This is a genomic window from Frankia tisae (assembly GCF_025403405.1).
Taxonomy (GTDB): domain Bacteria; phylum Actinomycetota; class Actinomycetes; order Frankiales; family Frankiaceae; genus Frankia; species Frankia tisai.
Window position 1 is genome coordinate 1 of record NZ_JANEZT010000134.1, and the last position, 15,775, is coordinate 15,775.

At 70.7% G+C, this 15,775-nt stretch carries 19 protein-coding genes; 3 read left to right on the forward strand and 16 right to left on the reverse strand.

From position 1 onward, the window contains the following. Window positions 1-10: 10 nt before the first annotated feature. The 3 genes from NBZ85_RS14590 (at window position 11) to NBZ85_RS14600 (ending at window position 1,244) form a co-directional block, all read left to right on the forward strand. The gene (locus tag NBZ85_RS14590) at window positions 11-583 is read left to right on the forward strand and encodes a cob(I)yrinic acid a,c-diamide adenosyltransferase (RefSeq protein ID WP_261556156.1); all 573 of its coding nucleotides are present in this window, start codon (window positions 11-13) and stop codon (window positions 581-583) included. A gap of 92 nt (window positions 584-675) precedes the next feature. Further along, on the forward strand, window positions 676-906 hold the full coding sequence (locus NBZ85_RS14595; RefSeq protein ID WP_261556157.1) for a hypothetical protein: 231 nt from the start codon (window positions 676-678) through the stop codon (window positions 904-906). Beyond that, window positions 903-1,244: a type II toxin-antitoxin system PemK/MazF family toxin gene (locus tag NBZ85_RS14600; RefSeq protein ID WP_136446512.1), complete on the forward strand. Its 342-nt coding sequence runs from the start codon at window positions 903-905 to the stop codon at window positions 1,242-1,244. Before NBZ85_RS14595 ends, NBZ85_RS14600 begins: the two co-directional genes overlap by 4 nt. A 72-nt stretch (window positions 1,245-1,316) precedes the next feature. Here NBZ85_RS14600 and NBZ85_RS14605 read toward each other — a convergent pair whose 3' ends face one another. The 16 genes from NBZ85_RS14605 to rpmE form a co-directional block, all read right to left on the reverse strand. Further along, the gene (locus NBZ85_RS14605) at window positions 1,317-1,577 is read right to left on the reverse strand and encodes a F0F1 ATP synthase subunit epsilon (protein ID WP_261556158.1); all 261 of its coding nucleotides are present in this window, start codon (window positions 1,575-1,577) and stop codon (window positions 1,317-1,319) included. Then, a complete protein-coding gene (gene atpD, locus NBZ85_RS14610; protein ID WP_261562066.1) occupies window positions 1,577-3,016 on the reverse strand; it encodes a F0F1 ATP synthase subunit beta in 1,440 nt (479 codons plus the stop codon). The genes NBZ85_RS14605 and atpD overlap by 1 nt, the downstream gene beginning before the upstream one ends. Window positions 3,017-3,335: 319 nt before the next feature. Then, window positions 3,336-4,232 carry a F0F1 ATP synthase subunit gamma gene (locus NBZ85_RS14615; RefSeq protein WP_261562067.1) on the reverse strand — a complete coding sequence of 299 codons (897 nt, stop codon included), beginning with the start codon at window positions 4,230-4,232 and terminating at the stop codon, window positions 3,336-3,338. Window positions 4,233-4,235: 3 nt separating this feature from the next. Beyond that, window positions 4,236-5,894, reverse strand: coding sequence for a F0F1 ATP synthase subunit alpha (gene atpA / locus NBZ85_RS14620; protein WP_261556161.1), 1,659 nt, complete (start codon window positions 5,892-5,894; stop codon window positions 4,236-4,238). A gap of 75 nt (window positions 5,895-5,969) precedes the next feature. After that, complete coding sequence (locus NBZ85_RS14625) at window positions 5,970-6,800, reverse strand: F0F1 ATP synthase subunit delta (RefSeq protein WP_261556162.1); 831 nt, start codon at window positions 6,798-6,800, stop codon at window positions 5,970-5,972. A 2-nt stretch (window positions 6,801-6,802) separates the two neighbouring features. Then, window positions 6,803-7,402 (reverse strand): F0F1 ATP synthase subunit B, encoded by a 600-nt coding sequence (locus NBZ85_RS14630; protein ID WP_261556163.1) that lies wholly within the window; start codon window positions 7,400-7,402, stop codon window positions 6,803-6,805. Between the two features lie 15 nt (window positions 7,403-7,417). Further along, window positions 7,418-7,660 carry an ATP synthase subunit C-like protein gene (locus tag NBZ85_RS14635; RefSeq protein WP_261556164.1) on the reverse strand — a complete coding sequence of 81 codons (243 nt, stop codon included), beginning with the start codon at window positions 7,658-7,660 and terminating at the stop codon, window positions 7,418-7,420. A 64-nt stretch (window positions 7,661-7,724) separates the two neighbouring features. Further along, a complete protein-coding gene (gene atpB / locus NBZ85_RS14640; RefSeq protein ID WP_261556165.1) occupies window positions 7,725-8,594 on the reverse strand; it encodes a F0F1 ATP synthase subunit A in 870 nt (289 codons plus the stop codon). 721 nt (window positions 8,595-9,315) lie between these two features. Next, complete coding sequence (locus NBZ85_RS14645) at window positions 9,316-9,537, reverse strand: hypothetical protein (protein WP_261556166.1); 222 nt, start codon at window positions 9,535-9,537, stop codon at window positions 9,316-9,318. Window positions 9,538-9,623: 86 nt separating this feature from the next. Beyond that, window positions 9,624-10,061: a Cg1360 family ATP-synthase-associated protein gene (locus tag NBZ85_RS14650; RefSeq protein ID WP_261556167.1), complete on the reverse strand. Its 438-nt coding sequence runs from the start codon at window positions 10,059-10,061 to the stop codon at window positions 9,624-9,626. Next, window positions 10,058-11,164 (reverse strand): MraY family glycosyltransferase, encoded by a 1,107-nt coding sequence (locus tag NBZ85_RS14655; RefSeq protein WP_261556168.1) that lies wholly within the window; start codon window positions 11,162-11,164, stop codon window positions 10,058-10,060. Before NBZ85_RS14655 ends, NBZ85_RS14650 begins: the two co-directional genes overlap by 4 nt. A 59-nt stretch (window positions 11,165-11,223) precedes the next feature. Further along, entirely contained in the window at window positions 11,224-12,480 is a 1,257-nt protein-coding gene (gene glyA / locus NBZ85_RS14660; RefSeq protein ID WP_261556169.1) for a serine hydroxymethyltransferase, read from the reverse strand. Between the two features lie 93 nt (window positions 12,481-12,573). Next, window positions 12,574-13,224, reverse strand: a complete 651-nt coding sequence (locus NBZ85_RS14665) for an L-threonylcarbamoyladenylate synthase (protein ID WP_163552437.1) — start codon at window positions 13,222-13,224, stop codon at window positions 12,574-12,576. Further along, window positions 13,224-14,186 (reverse strand): peptide chain release factor N(5)-glutamine methyltransferase, encoded by a 963-nt coding sequence (gene prmC / locus NBZ85_RS14670; protein ID WP_261556170.1) that lies wholly within the window; start codon window positions 14,184-14,186, stop codon window positions 13,224-13,226. Before prmC ends, NBZ85_RS14665 begins: the two co-directional genes overlap by 1 nt. Beyond that, complete coding sequence (prfA, locus tag NBZ85_RS14675) at window positions 14,183-15,253, reverse strand: peptide chain release factor 1 (protein WP_261562068.1); 1,071 nt, start codon at window positions 15,251-15,253, stop codon at window positions 14,183-14,185. Before prfA ends, prmC begins: the two co-directional genes overlap by 4 nt. A gap of 136 nt (window positions 15,254-15,389) precedes the next feature. Next, entirely contained in the window at window positions 15,390-15,626 is a 237-nt protein-coding gene (gene rpmE, locus NBZ85_RS14680) for a 50S ribosomal protein L31 (protein WP_136446497.1), read from the reverse strand. Between the last annotated feature and the right edge of the window lie 149 nt (window positions 15,627-15,775).

The following is a 15,775-nucleotide window of genomic DNA, read 5'->3' on the forward strand; positions in this document are numbered from 1 at the left end:
GAGTGGGGGCATGGCGGTACACCTCACCCGGATCTACACCCGCACCGGGGACGACGGCACGACGGCGCTGGGCGACATGTCCCGGGTGGCGAAGACCGATCCGCGGCTGGCCGCCTACGCCGACGTCGACGAGGCGAACGCGGCGATCGGCATGGCGCTCGCCCTCGGTGGGCTCGCCGACGACGTGCGGGCGGTGCTCGGGCAGGTCCAGAACGACCTGTTCGACGTCGGCGCGGACCTGTGCACGCCGGTCGTGGCCGAACCGGCCTATCCCCCGCTGCGGATCACCGAGGCGTACGTGGACCGGCTGGAGGAGGCGTGTGACCGCTTCAACGCCGATCTGCCGAAGCTCGACTCGTTCATCCTGCCCGGCGGCACGCCGGGCGCCGCGCTGCTGCACACCGCCCGCACGGTGGCCCGCCGAGCGGAGCGCTCCGTCTGGGCCCTGCTTGCCGCCGAGCCCGAGCGCATCGGGCCGCTGCCCGCGCGATACCTCAACCGCCTGTCGGACCTGCTGTTCATCCTCGCTCGGGTGGCGAACCCGCAGGGGGACGTGCTGTGGCGCCCGGGCGCGCACGCCTGACCAGCGTCCCCGACGGAGTCCTGCATATACCGGAGGGTCGACAGTCCAGTCAACCCAATTGTAGACTGGCGATCATGAGTACGACGGTGCGCGTGAGTGACAGGACGCGGCAGCGGGTCGCGGCCCTGGCCGCGTCCACCGGCCAGCAGATGCAGACCATCATCGACGAGGCCGTCGAGGCCTACGAGCGCGAGCTGTTCTGGCGCGGCTTCGAGCAGGGCTACGACCAGCTCGCCGACGACCCGGACGGCTGGGACGCCATCGAGGCCGAGCGGTCGGCCGAGTCGCCGGCCCTGCGGGACGGGTTGGACGGGCCGGAGTGATCTCGCCTCGCCGCGGCGAGGTATGGATGGTCGACTTCGGTGAGCCGATCGGCCACGAACAGGGGCTGCGTCGGCCGGCGGTGGTCGTGTCCGCGGATCGACTCAACCGCAGCCGCGCGGGCCTGTCCATTGTCGTGCCCGTGACCAGGACCCGCCGTGGGCTGCCCTCCCACGTCGAGCTCGCGCCCGGCGGCACCGGCCTGCGCGAGACGAGCTACGCCAAGGTCGAGGACGTCAAGTCCGTGTCGCAGCAGCGGTTCGACCGCCGCCTCGGCGTGGTGGGCCCCGACCACCTGCTCCGGATGACCGAGGCGTTGAAGTTCCTGCTGGAGATCTGAACGAGCAAGGGCGCGTCCCCCCGAGGGGAACGCGCCCGTGACTGCCGGCGCCGGCTAGCTGCTCAGCGCCGGCTAGCTGCTCAGCGTCGCCGTCTCGGCCAGGATGCTGACACCCTGGCGGGTGACGGAGATGAAGCCGCCGTCGACCTGGGCCGAGATCTCCCGGCCACCGGTCTTGACCCGGACCGTGCCGCCCGGGACCAGCACCCCGAGCAGCGGCACGTGGCCGGGCAGGACGCCGAGATCACCGTCGGTGGTCCGGGCGACGACCATGTCGGCGTCGCCGGACCACACCTCCTGCTCGGGCGAGACGATCGCGACCCGGATCGGCATTACAGGTTCTCCGCGTTCTTCTCCGCGTCCTCGATGCCACCGCACATGAAGAACGCCTGCTCAGGCAGGTGGTCGTAGTCGCCCTGGGAGAGTCGCTTGAACGAGTCGATGGTCTCGTCGAGCGGGACGAACTTGCCGGGGATGTTGGTGAACTGCTCCGCGACGAAGAACGGCTGCGACAGGAACCGCTGGATCCGCCGGGCCCGGTTGACGAGGATCTTGTCCTCTTCGGAGAGCTCGTCGATGCCGAGGATGGCGATGATGTCCTGCAGGTCCTTGTAGCGCTGCAGGATCCGCTGCACCTCGCGGGCCGTGTCGTAGTGCTCCTGGCCCAGGTAGCGGGCGTCGAGGATCCGGGAGTTCGAGTCGAGCGGGCTCACCGCCGGGTAGATGCCCAGGTCGGAGATGGACCGGTCGAGCACCGTCTGGGCGTCGAGGTGGGTGAACGTCGTCGCCGGGGCCGGGTCGGTCAGGTCGTCCGCGGGCACGTAGATGGCCTGCAGCGAGGTGATCGAGTGGCCGCGGGTCGAGGTGATGCGCTCCTGGAGCACACCCATCTCGTCGGCGAGCGTCGGCTGGTAACCCACGGCGGACGGCATCCGGCCGAGCAGGGTGGACACCTCGGAGCCGGCCTGGGTGAACCGGAAGATGTTGTCGATGAACAGCAGCACGTCCTGCTTCTGGACATCCCGGAAGTACTCGGCCATGGTCAGCGCGCCCAGCGCCACCCGCAGCCGGGTGCCGGGCGGCTCGTCCATCTGGCCGAACACCAGCGCGGTGTCCTCGATGACGCCGGCCTCGGTCATCTCCAGGAACAGGTCGTTGCCCTCACGGGTACGCTCACCGACCCCGGCGAACACCGAGACGCCACCGAACTCCTTGGCGACCCGGCGGATCATCTCCTGGATGATGACGGTCTTGCCGACGCCGGCACCGCCGAACAGGCCGATCTTCCCACCGCGCACGTACGGCGCGAGCAGGTCGATGACCTTGATCCCGGTGGTGAACATCTCGGTCTTGGACTCGAGCTGGTCGAACGCGGGCGCCTGCCGGTGGATCGACCACCGCGTCTCAGCATCGACCTTGTCGACGTCGAGCGGGGTGCCGAGCACGTTGAACACGTGCCCCTTGGTGGCGTCACCGACGGGCACGGAGATCGGCCCGCCGGTGTCGCGCACCGCGGCGCCGCGCACCAGACCGTCGGTCTGCTGCATCGAGATGGCGCGCACCGTGTTGTCGCCGATGTGCTGGGCGACCTCCAGCGTCAGCGTCAGCGTCTCGCCGCCGATGATGCGGTCGACCTCGAGTGCCTGGTAGATCTCTGGGAGCTCGTCCGGCGCGAACTCCACGTCGACGACCGGTCCGATGACTCGGGCGACCCGGCCGATCCCCGGGGTCCGGCCCTCAGCCGTGGCCGGCGAGCTGGTGGTGACGGTCATGGCGTCCTCAGTTTCCCATCATTGCCCGTCGCCGCAGCCTCGGGCTAGCCGTACTCTCTGGCACCTCCGGCGCCGCCGACGAGGCGGGCGCGTCCCCGCCCGCCTCGTCGGCGGCGCCGTACTTCTACGTTGTGGTCGGTCGGTGTCGGCTGGTCCCGGCGGTCGAGATGAGGTGGGTACTCGTTCCCTGGCGGTACCTCACCTCGACGACACGCCCTCCCGCGCGAGGGCGCCTCGTGACCAGTGTCACCTAATACCTCCGGCGACGCGACGACATGGGGGACGACCTCGTCTCCCGGTCGCGCGCCGCCGGATCATGTCAGGAGGCCGATGCCAGGGCGTTGGCACCGCCGACGATCTCGGAGATCTCCTGGGTGATGGCGTCCTGCCGGGCCCGGTTGGCCTGCCGGGTGTAGCTACGGATCAGGTCCTCGGCGTTGTCTGTCGCCGACTTCATCGCCCGCTGCCGCGCCGCCGACTCCGACGCCGCCGACTCCAGCATCGCCGCGTACAGCCGGCTCTCGACGTACCGGGGCAGCAGCGCGTCGAGCACCGCCTCCGCGGACGGTTCGAACTCGTACTGGGGCAGCGGGCCGCCGGCCGGCGGCTCGTTGGTCTCGGTGAGCACCATCGGCAGCAGCCGGCGCGCGACCGGCGTCTGCGTAAGGGCGGAGACATACTCGGTGTGGACGACGTGGATCTCGTCGACCCCGCCGCTTTCACCAGATGCAACGAACGAGGCGATAAGAGCGTCCCCGACCGACTTGGCGTCGGCGTAGGTCGGCTGCTCGGAGAAGCCGGTGTACTCGCCACTGATCGCCCGGCCGCGGAAGCGGTAGTAGCCCACTCCCTTACGGCCGATGACGTACAGCTCCGGCTCCTTGCCCTCCGAGCGCAGCAACTCGATGAGCTCGTTGGCGCGCCGCAGCGCGTTCGAGCTGTAGCCGCCGGCCAACCCCCGGTCGCTGGTGATCACCACAACCGCGGCCCGAACGGGCTGGGGCCGCTCGGTGGTCAGCGGATGGCTGATCGTCGTCTGCGACGCCACCGCCTCGATCACCCGGGTGATCTCCTCGGCGTAGGGACGGGCCGCGGCGACCCGCGCCCGGGCCTTCGCGATCCGGGAGGCCGCGATCAGCTCCATCGCCCTGGTGATCTTCTTCGTCGACTGCACCGAGCGAATGCGCCGCCGGTACTCGCGAAGCTGCCCCGCCACGGATCAGCCCTCGTCGGCGGTGCGCGCCGACGCCCGGTGGACCGGGATCGACTCCTGCCGCACCGCACTCGGGTCCAGGGGCTTGACCGGCGCCTCGTTGATCAGCGGGCTGCCGTCGGACAGCGTGAACTGCTGCTTGAAGTCGGCGATCGCCCGCTCGAGCTGGCCGACCGTTTCGTCGCCGAGCTTGCCGGAGCCCAGGATGGTGTCATAGATCCCCCGGCTCGACCGACCGACGTAGTCGAGGAACTCGCCCTCGAACCGGCGGACGTCCGCGATCGGCACGTCGTCGAGCTTGCCGGTGGTACCGGCCCAGATCGTGACGACCTCCCGCTCGACCGGGAACGGCCGGTTCTGCGGCTGCTTGAGCACCTCGACGAGGCGGGCGCCCCGGGCGAGCTGGTCACGCGAGGCCTTGTCCAGGTCGGAGCCGAACGCGGAGAACGCCTCCAGCTCGCGGTACTGGGCGAGGTCCAGGCGCAGCCGGCCGGCGACGGACTTCATCGCCTTCGTCTGCGCGCTGCCGCCGACACGGGACACCGAGGTGCCGACGTTGATGGCGGGGCGCACGCCCTGGTTGAACAGGTCCGACTCCAGGAAGATCTGGCCGTCGGTGATCGAGATGACGTTCGTCGGGATGTAGGCCGAGATGTCGCTGGCCTTCGTCTCGATGATCGGCAGCCCCGTCAGCGACCCGCCGCCGAGCTCGTCGGACAGCTTCGCGCAGCGCTCCAGCAGGCGGGAGTGCAAGTAGAACACGTCGCCGGGGTAGGCCTCACGGCCCGGCGGGCGGCGCAGCAGCAGCGAGATCGCCCGGTACGCCTCGGCCTGCTTGGACAGGTCGTCGAAAATGATCAGCGCGTGCTGGCCGTTGTACATCCAGTGCTGGGCGATCGCGGAACCCGCGTACGGCGCGATGTACTTGAAGCCGGCCGGCTCGTCGGCCGGGGCGGCGACGATCGTGGTGTAGGCCAGCGCGCCGGCCTCCTCGAGGGTGTTCACCACCTCGCGGATGGTCGTCTTCTTCTGGCCGATCGCCACGTAGACGCACTTGACCTGCTTCGACGGATCGCCCGAGGCCCAGTTGTCCCGCTGGTTGATGATCGTGTCGATGGCCACCGTCGTCTTGCCGGTCTGCCGGTCACCGATGATCAGCTGACGCTGGCCGCGGCCGATGGCGGTCATGGCGTCGATCGCCTTGATGCCCGTCAGTAGCGGCTCCTTCACCGGCTGGCGCTGGACGACCGAGGGCGCCTGCAGCTCCAGGGCTCGGGTGCCCTCGGACTGGATCTCGCCGAGGCCGTCGATCGGCCGCCCGAGCGGGTCGACGACCCGGCCGAGGAAGCCGTCGCCGACCGGGACGGCGAGGATCTCCCCGGTGCGGCGGACCTCCTGCCCCTCCTCGATGGTCTCGGACTCACCGAGGATGACGGTGCCGATCTCGCCGACTTCGAGGTTCAGCGCGAGACCCAGCACGCCGCCTTTGAACTCCAGCAGCTCGTTGGTCATCGTGTGGGGAAGACCCTCGACCCGGGCGATGCCGTCACCGGTGACGACGACCCGGCCGACCTCCTCCCGGCCGGCGGAGGTGGCCTGGAAGGAGTCGACGTACTCCCGTAGGGCGTCGCGGATCTCCTCCGGCCGGATGGAGAGCTCAGTCATCGCTTACGTCCTTCGTCGTTCATCGCTGGCAGGGCAGGTCGCCTGGGCGCTGTCATGGTCATGACCGCCACCCGGCTATCGGAGCAGCGCCCGGCGCGCGGCGGCCAGGCGGCGTAGCACGCTGCCGTCGACCACCTCGTCGCCGACCTTCACCACGACCCCGCCCAGGAGATCGGGATCGAGATCAACCTGAAGTTGGATCTGGCGGCCGAAGTACCGGCTGATCGCCGCGCCCAGGCGGGCGATGACCTCGTCGGTCAACGGCACCGCCGTGCGCACGATTGCGACGACCCGGCCCCGGCGGGCCGCGGCGATCCGGCTGAAGTCGGACAGGCGACGCTCGACGTCACCGTGGATCCGGTCGGCCGCGGCCTGCTGGGCCAGCCGCAGCGTGACCGGATGGGCCCGACCGGACAGCAGCCGGGCCAGCAGCGCGTTCTTGACCGACGCCGGCGCGGCCGGGTCGGTCAGGGCCAGGGCCAGCTGCGGGTTCTGCCCGAGGATCCGGGCGAACCGGAACAGCTCGTCCTCGACCTCCTCCAGCGCCCTGTCCCGCTCCGCCTCGACCAGCAGGGCCTCGACGCTCAGTTCGAGCAGCGCGTACTGCAGGTCGACCGGACGAGACCAACGCGCCGAGACCGCGGTCTGCACGATCCGCAGGCTCACCGCGTCGAGCTGGCGACCGAGCAGCCGGGCCGCGAGCTCCGTGCGCGCCGACGGGGGCGCTCCCGGGTCGGTCAGCGCGCGGCGCACGGTCGGCTCCCGGCGGAGCAGGTCGGCGACGGCCCGTAGGTCGTCGGCAACGCGGCTGGCGTCCACCGGGGTGACGACGCCCAGCGGCGTCGCCGTGGCCTCGTCGAGGGTGGCCCGCGCCGTGGCGAGCCCGTGCCTGCTGGCTCCCTCCACCGTCAGCCTCCCGACCCCACCGGCGTGGGGGTAGTACTGCCCGCGCCCTCGGCCGAGTTGTCCAGGGCAGCGATGAAGTCGTCGACGAGCCGGGCCTGGGTGGCAGTGCTCTCCACCTGGTAACCGACGATCTTCGAGGCGAGATCGATCGCGATCACACCGACCTCACGGCGAACCTGGGCCACGATCTGCGCCCGGTCTGCCAGGAGCTGAGCGTCGGCGCGCTCCTTGATCTCGGCGATCTCCCGCTGCGCGGACGCGCGGAGCTCCTCGACGATCTGCCGGCCCTCGGTGTGCGCATCGTCCCGGATGCGCGCAGCCTCGGTCCGGGCCTCGGCGAGCTGTGCCCGGTACTGCTCCAGCAACGCCTGCGCCTCGCGCTGCGCGGCCTCGGCGCGGGCGATCCCGCCCTCGATGCGCTCGGTGCGCTGCGCGTAGGTCTTCGCGATCTGCGGGCGGATCTTCCAGAAGAAGAAGGCCACCAGCAGCCCGAAGGCCAGGGTGCCGATGAGTAGTTCGCTCAGCGGCGGGATGAGAACGTTCTCGTCGGAATGCCCGCTCTCGCTCGCGGCGAGAAGGATGACGGTGGCTGATGCGTTCATGGTCGCTGCGCCGGTTTACGGGAAGACGAAGGGAACGACGAAGCCGATAAGCGCGAGCGCCTCGGCGAGGGCGAAGCCGATCAGCATGTATCGGAAGGCGACCTGCTCCGCCTCGGGCTGCCGGGCAATCGCCTGGACGCCGAGGCCGAAGATGAGACCGATGCCGATACCCGGGCCGATGGCGGCCAGACCGTAGGCCACGGCGCCGAGGCTCCCGGACACGGCGTCCTTGGCGGCGAAGACAGTCAAGGGGTCCATTACGGTGCTTTTCCTATTCAGTCGGGCACCGGGACTCGGCCGGTGCTGGGGGAGTGTTCAGAAACTAGGCGTGGACCGCTGCCGGCACGCCCACCGGGGCGTGCTCGGCAAGTCCCTCGGACGGAGCAACCTCGTGCTCTCCATGCGCCATCGCTCCGCCGATGTAGGCGGCGGTGAGGATGGTGATGATGTACGCCTGGAGAGCATCGATGACGAGCTCGAACGCCGTGAGGACGACCGCCACGAGCAGGGACGCGACGCCGAATACGAAAGGAGGCTTGGGCAGCAGGTAGTCCGCGCCCAGCGAGAAGACCAGCAGCAGGAGGTGGCCGGCGAACATGTTCGCGAACAGTCGGATGGCCAGCGTGAACGGCCGGACGATCAGCGTCGACAGGATCTCGATCGGGCCCAGCAGCAGGCGGATCGCCAGCGGCGCCGTGGGCGCCGGGTCGATCATCTCCTTGAAGTACGCACCCGCGCCGTTGGCCTTGATGCCCGCGTAGATGAACATCACCCAGGTGACGACCGCGAGGACCATCGGCACCGCGATGCGCGAGGTCGCCGGGAACTGGGCCGCCGGGATGATCGCCAGGACGTTGCTGACCAGCACGAAGCTGAACAGAACCAGCAGGTAGGGCGTGTAGCGGGCGCCCTTCTCCCCGATGACCCCACGAGCGATCTGCAGGTCGACGAAATCGTAGGCGGACTCGCACAGGTTCTGGATACCGCGAGGTATGATTTTAGCTCGACGGAAACCCAGCCAGAAGATCACGCCCACGAAGAGCGCGGCGAAGATCGTAAGCGCGGTGGCCTTGTTGAGGTAGAGATTGACCGAGCCGATCCCGACATCGAACCAGTGCGGAGTCTGGAAGACCTCCTTCGTGGGGCCTTCGAAGCCCTCATCAGCGAGGACCGGCACGACAAACACCTCCATGATCGATTAGGTAGCGCATACACGGCTCCGCGAGGTTGCCGTGCCGGCTGCAGATTGCCCCACCCTACCGGGTTCGCACGACACGCTCACACGGAAGAACGACCCGTAGCCAACTGGCGGCAGCGCTTCGAGGGACGCCTCGACAAGCCCAGGCCCTGATGGGTGTCGGCAGGCCGACGTCCTGTTGCCCGCGATACTATCCACACCGGCGCGCCACAGGCACCAACTCGCTTCGAGGTTCACCCTGGTTCATGTGCGCGTTGTCCGCGGGTTTCGCTCCGTTGATGACGTTTCCACATAGCGTGACCACCTCATGACGTCCAGTTCGCGCCGGCGCCCACCTGTGGGCCGCCGCCCAGCGCGGTGCACGGGACGTGCACGGGTTGCGGTCATCTCACCACTCCCTCCCGGCGGTCCACCGCCTGCGCCCACTCTTACCCATTTCGTCCGCGGCGTCGATGACCTGGCAGGTCATGGTTGCCGCCGGTGGGATCGGTGCGCGGTCGCCGCACGTTTTCCCGGTGACCGGGAGATCGCGGCGATTCGGACCGACCGCACCCATGGAACAGCCGGGAATGGCTGGATAGACAGGTCCACGGGAGGGAACGCCCCGGTCCATTCGGAACGGGACCGCCGGGACCAACGGGAGGTAGCGAACGGGACAACCGGAACGTCCCCACCAACTCCGATAAAAGGGGCGAACGACCCCCGACCAACCGGGCTAGCGCTGGGTCAACCGGTAGATGACCAGATACATGGCGGCCGCCATGCCGACCGCGAGGCCGATGGGCAGGAACAGCGCCCGGAAGCCGAACAGCCGGTCGGCACCGAAGCCCACCAGTCCCCAGAACGCCATCCCCGCGATCAGAGTTCCGAAGACGTTCCATGCCTCGCCGGGGTGGTGCCCACCCCCGGCACGCTGCCGGGGCGGACGGCCGGACACCTGCGGGGTTCTGGCACTTTCAGGCGGCCCACCATCGGGCCCGCGCCGCCGCGTGCCGTCACCGGCCGGTCCCGGAACGGGATCGCTCATCGCGTCGGCGGTCGCCGCGTGGCGTCCCAGGCGCCGGGGCGGTCCGGGTCGAAAAAGGGCACCCGGGTGTGGGTTGCGACCCACAGTTCCGCGCCCATCCAGGCGAAGACACCGCCGAAGATCGACCAGGCGAAGGTCGGCAGGTCGAGCGTCGAGCTGTCCTGGAGCCCCAGCAGCACCACCCCGAGCACTGCGATCTTCAGCGCGTAGGTGCCAAGAGCGGCGGGCAGCAGCAGGTGCGGCGCCCGGCGCGCGACCGCGCCCACCGCCAGCTTGCTGATGGTGAAGAACGCGACGACGATGGCGAGCCCCAGCGCCGCGCTCAGCGCGCCGGTCCCACCGCCCGTCCCCGCGGAGATCGCCACGGCGGGCACCGCCAGCGCGAGCGTGAGAACGAGGCCGAGCCGGATCACCCGAGCCGCCGGCACGATCATGCGCGCGCCGACTTCTGCGTGCGGACCAGCAGCGCGAGCAGCGCCGCGAGCCCGACCCCGACGGTGGCGACGAGGATCGGCAGCGGGGAGGCGGAGAACGATGCGGCGACACCGCCGAACCCGACCAGAGCCGCCCAGAAATACATGAACAAAACCGCCCTCACGTGCGAATTGCCGATCTCCAGCATCCGGTGGTGGAGATGCATCTTGTCGGCCGCGAACGGCGATCGCCCCGCCCGCGTGCGCCGGATGATCGCGAGCCCGAGGTCGAGAAAGGGAACAGCGAGGACGGCCAGCGGGATCGCCAACGGGATCAGCGACGGGTACGACCGCGAGGGTCCAGCGTAACCCCCGTAGGCGACCTGTCCGGTGACGGAGATCATCGAGGCGGCCGACAGCAGGCCGATGAGCATGGAGCCGGAGTCGCCCATGAACAGCCGGGCCGGATTGAAGTTGTGCGGCAGGAACCCGACGCACACCCCGGCGGTGACCGCGGCGAGCAGCGCCGCGGGCGAGGCCCGGTAGAAGCCGTCGATCACCGCGATCTCGTAGGCGAAGTAGAACGTCGCCAGCGACGCGATCGCCGCGACCCCGGCGGCGAGCCCGTCGAGCCCGTCGATGAAGTTCATCGCGTTGATCAGCACGACGGTGACGAGGATCGACAGCGGGACGGCGGTCTCCGGCCCGAGGCTCAGCGTGGTCTCGCTGTTGCGGTCGATGGCGAACGACCACTGGACGCCGAGCAGCACCATGATGCCGGCGGCGGCGACCTGGCCGGCGAGCTTGGTCAGGGAGTCCAGCTCCCACCGGTCGTCGGCGACCCCGAGCAGACAGATCAGCGTGCCGGCGATGAGCACCGCCCGGGTCTCCGACCAGTCCTGGGAGACGACGGACAGGAACGGCAGCCGGTCGGCCACCTCCAGCCCGGCATAGAGGCCGGCGAGCATCGCGAGGCCGCCGAGCCGGGGCGTCGGGATCGCATGGACGTCACGGTCGCGGACCCCGGCGACGGCGCCGATGCGCATGGCGAAGGACCGGGCCAGCGGCGTGGCGAGGAACGTCACCGCCGCCGAGACCACGAAGACGAGCAGGTACTCGCGCACCGTCGGGTATCTCCCACTGCCGACCCGGATGTGGTGGAACCTGGAAAACCCGCGGTTGGCTACCGCGGGTAGGCGGGGTGCCGTTCGACGAGCGTGGCCACGCCCGCGGCGACGTCCGCCGCCCCGGCGGGATCACGCACCGCCCGGGCGATCAGCCCGGCGATCTCCTTCATCTCGCTCTCCCCCATGCCCTGGGTGGTGACGGCGGGAGTACCCACCCGGATTCCGGAGGAGACCGCCGGCGGCTGCGGGTCGTAGGGGATCGCGTTCTTGTTCAGGGTGATGCCGGCAGCGTCGCAGCGGGCCTCGGCATCGCGGCCGCTGACCCCGAGCTCGCGCAGGTCGAGCAGCGCGAGGTGGGTGTCGGTGCCCCCGGCGACCGGCCGGATGCCCTCGGCGGCCAGGCCCTCGGCCAGCACCTGCGCGTTGGCCACCACCTGGCGAGCGTACTGCGCGTAGGCGGGGGTGGCCGCCTCCCGCAGCGCGACCGCCTTCGCCGCCACCGCATGCATCAACGGCCCCCCCTGGCTGAACGGGAACACCGCCTTGTCGATGCGCGCGGCCAGCTCCTCGCGTGCGAGGATCATTCCGCCGCGGGGGCCGCGCAGCACCTTGTGCGTGGTGAAGCTGACGACGTCGGCGTACGGCACGGGGCTGGGGATCACGCCGCCCGCGACCAGCCCGATGAAGTGAGCCGCGTCCACCATCAGCCACGAGCCGACCTCGTCGGCGATGGATCGGAAAGCGGCGAAGTCGATCAGGCGCGGGTAGGCAGTCGCCCCACATATGATCATCTTGGGTCGGTGCTGGCGGGCCAGATCGCGCACCTGGTCGTAGTCGATGAGCTCGGTGTCCTCGCGTACGCCGTAGGCGACGACGTCGAACCACTTCCCGGAGAAACTCACCTTGCTGCCGTGGGTGAGGTGGCCTCCGTGCGGCAGCGACATCGCCAGCACCGTGTCGCCCGGGGTCAGCAGCGCCGCATATACCGCGAAGTTCGCCGACGCGCCGGAATGCGGCTGCAGGTTGGCGTGCTCCGCGCCGAAAAGCTCCTTCGCCCGGGCGATGCCGATCTCCTCGGCCCGGTCCACCACCTGGCAACCGCCGTAGTACCGCCGACCGGGATAACCCTCGGCGTACTTGTTCGACAGCGTCGAGCCCAACGCCGCGAGCACCGCCGGCGACGTGAGGTTCTCGCTCGCGATGAGTTGCAGGCCCCCGCGCAGCCGAGCCAGCTCGTCGAGCACCACACCGGCGATGTCCGGATCCGTGTCGGCGAGCTGGTCGAAGTCCGGGCCCCAGAACGGGGTGCTCATGGCGTACCTACCTCCTGCGCTCGTGCCGCCCGATCGGGACCAATGGTCCTCTGCGCCGGCACAGCCCTCCACTCGGGCCGGCTCAGGGCCGGCTCAACGCGCGGCCGGTTCCCGCACGAGGGGCAGGATCTCGCGCAACGCGTCAAGACCGACGGCGCCGCTGCGGACCACGACCGGCACCTCGCCGGTGCAGTCGACGATGGTCGAGGGCACCGCCGCCGGGCACGGCCCGCCGTCGAGGTACACCTCGGCGGCGCCGCCGAGCTGGTCGACCGCCTCGTCCGCCGTGGTCGCCGGCGGCTGACCGCTGATGTTCGCACTGGACACGGCCATCGGCCCGGTCCGACCCAGCAGCTCGATCGCCACCGGGTGCAGCGGCATCCGCACCGCCACGGTGCCCCGCCCCTCGCCGAGATCCCAGCGCAGCGACCCGGCGTGCCGGACCACGAGCGTCAGCCCACCCGGCCAGAACGCCGAGATCAGGTCGGAGACCTGCGGAGTCATCCGGTCGATGAGCCCGTCCAGGGTGCGCCAGGAGCCGACCAGGACCGGGACGGGCATGTTCCGCCCGCGCCCCTTGGCGGCGAGCAGTGAGGCCACCGCCTCCCGGTCGAACGCATCGGCGCCCAGGCCATACAGCGTGTCGGTGGGCAGCACCACCAGTTCGCCTCGGCTCACGGCGGCGACCGCCGCATCCAGCCCCCGGGTCCGCTCGGCCTCATCGGAACAGTCGAAGCGCTGCATCACCCCTCCTCCCCTGTCGCTCGCTCCCCGCCACCGGCCTGGCGACGGCCGCTGACGAAGCGGTCCCGCCCGGCCAGGTCGGGATGGTCGGCCACGTCCATCCACCGCCCGTCGGCGCGCAGCAGGCCCGGCGCGGCGGCGCCGTGACCGTCGGCGTGCTCGACGACGAGCAGGCCCCCGGGGCGCAGCAGCCGGGCCGCCAGCGCGACAACGGCACGCACCACGTCAAGCCCGTCCGCCCCACCCCACAACGCCCGGGGCGGATCATGCTCGCCCACCTCGGGCTCCACCTCGTCGCGGTCGGCATCCGGAAGATACGGCGGATTGCTGACGATCAGGTCGACCGACCCGGCCAGCCGGGCGAGCGACGCGGTGGGCGCGGCGGTGACGTCGGCCTCGTGAACCGTGACCGGAAGTTGGCTCGCCGCAACGTTACGCCGCAGCCAGCCCAGCGCCGCAGGGTCCACCTCCACGGCGTGCACCCGGGCGCCGGGCACCTCTCCGGCCAGGGACAGCGCGATCGCCCCGGACCCGGCGCACAGATCCACGCACACCGGCCCGCGCGGCTCCAGGGACGGCCCGGATGGCGAGGCCAGCGCGGGCGGCGAGGCCAGCGCGGCGATGGCCCAGCCGACGACGGACTCCGTCTCCGGGCGCGGGATGAACACCCCGGGGCCGACGGCGAGGTCGAGGTAGCGGAACCCGGCGAGGCCGGTCAGGTGCTGCAACGGCTCACGTCGGGCACGGCGGCCCACGAGCTCGTCGAGGTGTGCGGCGGCCTGCGCGGGCAGCTCGTCGACTCCCACCAGCCGGGATCGGGAGATCCCCAGGGTGAACGCGGCCAGCTGCTCGGCGTCGGCCCGGGGACTGGCGACCCCGGCCGCGCGCAGCCGCTCGGCGGCCTGCGCGAGCTGCGGCGCGAGGGCCGCGGCGGGCCCGCGGGTCACCGACGGGCCGATCATGACGCCTGGGCGGCCAGCCGGGCCTCCAGATCGGCGGCGGCGAGCGCGTCCAGCACCTCGTCGAGCTCGCCGTCGAGCACCTGGTCGAGGTTGTGCGCCTTGTAACCGACCCGGTGGTCACTGATCCGGTTCTCGGCGAAGTTGTAGGTACGCACCCGCTCCGAGCGGTCCACGGTGCGGACCTGGCTGGCCCGCGCCATCGACGCCTCCGACTCGGCTTTCTCCCGGGCGACGCCGAGCAGCCGGGCGCGCAGGATCCGCAGCGCGGACTCCTTGTTCTGCAGCTGGCTCTTCTCGTTCTGGCAGGACACCACCAGGCCGGTCGGGACGTGGGTGATCCGGACCGCCGAGTCGGTGGTGTTCACGCTCTGCCCGCCGGGTCCGGACGAGCGGAACACGTCGATGCGCAGGTCATTTGCGTCGATCTCGACATCGACCTCCTCCGCTTCGGGAAGCACCAGGACCCCGGCGGCGGAGGTGTGGATGCGCCCGGCGGACTCCGTCACCGGCACCCTCTGGACGCGGTGCACCCCGCCCTCGAAACGCAGGCGGCCGTAGACGCCGTCGCCGGGCGCCGAGCCGCGCGCCTTCACCGCCACGCTGACGTCGCGGTAACCGCCGAGATCGGACGGGTTGGCGTCGAGGATCTCGGTCTTCCAGCCGCGGCGCTCCGCGTAGCGCAGGTACATCCGCAGCAGGTCGCCGGCGAACAGGGCCGATTCCTCACCGCCCGCGCCGGCCTTGACCTCGAGGATGGCGTCCCGGGCGTCGTCGGGATCGACCGGGACCAGGTAGGCACGCAGCCGCTCGTTGAGTCCGACGAGTTCGGCGTCGAGATCGTTGACCTCGCCGCGGAACGACGTGTCCTCCGCGGCGAGCTCGCGGGCGGTGGCGAGGTCGCCCTCCACCCGCTCGAGCTCCCGGGCCAGATCGACGACCGGGGCGAGCTGCGCGTAGCGGCGGCTGAGGGCACGGGCCTTCGCGGGGTCGTTGTGCACCGCCGGATCGGCGAGCTGCCCCTCGATCTCGGCGTGCTCCGCGACGAGGCCGTCGAGCGGGGACGTCATGGTGGTTCCTCTTCGCACGTCACGGTCCCGGACGCCGCACAGCTCCGGGAGCCAGGTTCGGCGGGACGGCGCTACCTGCCCCGCCCCGGACGCAAACGGCGCCCGCCCGGGGATCCGGACGGGCGCCGTGGCCGCACTACTTCGCGCCGCCGACCTTCTCGCCGGGGCGCCGCCGGCCGAACCGGCGCTCGAACTTCTCGACCCGCCCGCCGACGTCGAGGATCTTCTGCTTGCCCGTGTAGAACGGGTGGCACTGCGAGCAGACCTCGGCGTTCACGACGCCGTTCTCCTTCGTGCTGCGGGTGGTGAAGACGCTCCCGCAGGTACAGGTCACGGTCGTCTCGTGGTAGGTCGGGTGGATATCAGCCTTCATGGTCCCTCTTTCGATGTGGCCGCCGGGTCGCCGTCCGGGCTGGAGGGCGTGAACCGGAGCCGTTCTGCTGCCAGTCTGCCAGAGGCGGACGCCACGTCCGCCGGCACGCTTACCCGCCCACCTCAACGACGCTGCGGACCGCCCTGTTC

What these genes read in the sequence shown, in the direction of transcription:
- NBZ85_RS14590 (WP_261556156.1), top strand. Translation starts at nt 11, where the DNA reads ATGGCGGTACACCTCACCCGGATCTACACCCGCACCGGGGACGACGGC.
- NBZ85_RS14605 (WP_261556158.1), bottom strand. Translation starts at nt 1,577, where the DNA reads ATGCCGATCCGGGTCGCGATCGTCTCGCCCGAGCAGGAGGTGTGGTCC.
- atpD (WP_261562066.1), bottom strand. Translation starts at nt 3,016, where the DNA reads ATGACCGTCACCACCAGCTCGCCGGCCACGGCTGAGGGCCGGACCCCG.
- atpA (WP_261556161.1), bottom strand. Translation starts at nt 5,894, where the DNA reads ATGACTGAGCTCTCCATCCGGCCGGAGGAGATCCGCGACGCCCTACGG.
- NBZ85_RS14630 (WP_261556163.1), bottom strand. Translation starts at nt 7,402, where the DNA reads ATGAACGCATCAGCCACCGTCATCCTTCTCGCCGCGAGCGAGAGCGGG.
- NBZ85_RS14635 (WP_261556164.1), bottom strand. Translation starts at nt 7,660, where the DNA reads ATGGACCCCTTGACTGTCTTCGCCGCCAAGGACGCCGTGTCCGGGAGC.
- atpB (WP_261556165.1), bottom strand. Translation starts at nt 8,594, where the DNA reads ATGGAGGTGTTTGTCGTGCCGGTCCTCGCTGATGAGGGCTTCGAAGGC.
- NBZ85_RS14650 (WP_261556167.1), bottom strand. Translation starts at nt 10,061, where the DNA reads ATGATCGTGCCGGCGGCTCGGGTGATCCGGCTCGGCCTCGTTCTCACG.
- glyA (WP_261556169.1), bottom strand. Translation starts at nt 12,480, where the DNA reads ATGAGCACCCCGTTCTGGGGCCCGGACTTCGACCAGCTCGCCGACACG.
- NBZ85_RS14665 (WP_163552437.1), bottom strand. Translation starts at nt 13,224, where the DNA reads ATGCAGCGCTTCGACTGTTCCGATGAGGCCGAGCGGACCCGGGGGCTG.
- prmC (WP_261556170.1), bottom strand. Translation starts at nt 14,186, where the DNA reads ATGATCGGCCCGTCGGTGACCCGCGGGCCCGCCGCGGCCCTCGCGCCG.
- prfA (WP_261562068.1), bottom strand. Translation starts at nt 15,253, where the DNA reads ATGACGTCCCCGCTCGACGGCCTCGTCGCGGAGCACGCCGAGATCGAG.
- rpmE (WP_136446497.1), bottom strand. Translation starts at nt 15,626, where the DNA reads ATGAAGGCTGATATCCACCCGACCTACCACGAGACGACCGTGACCTGT.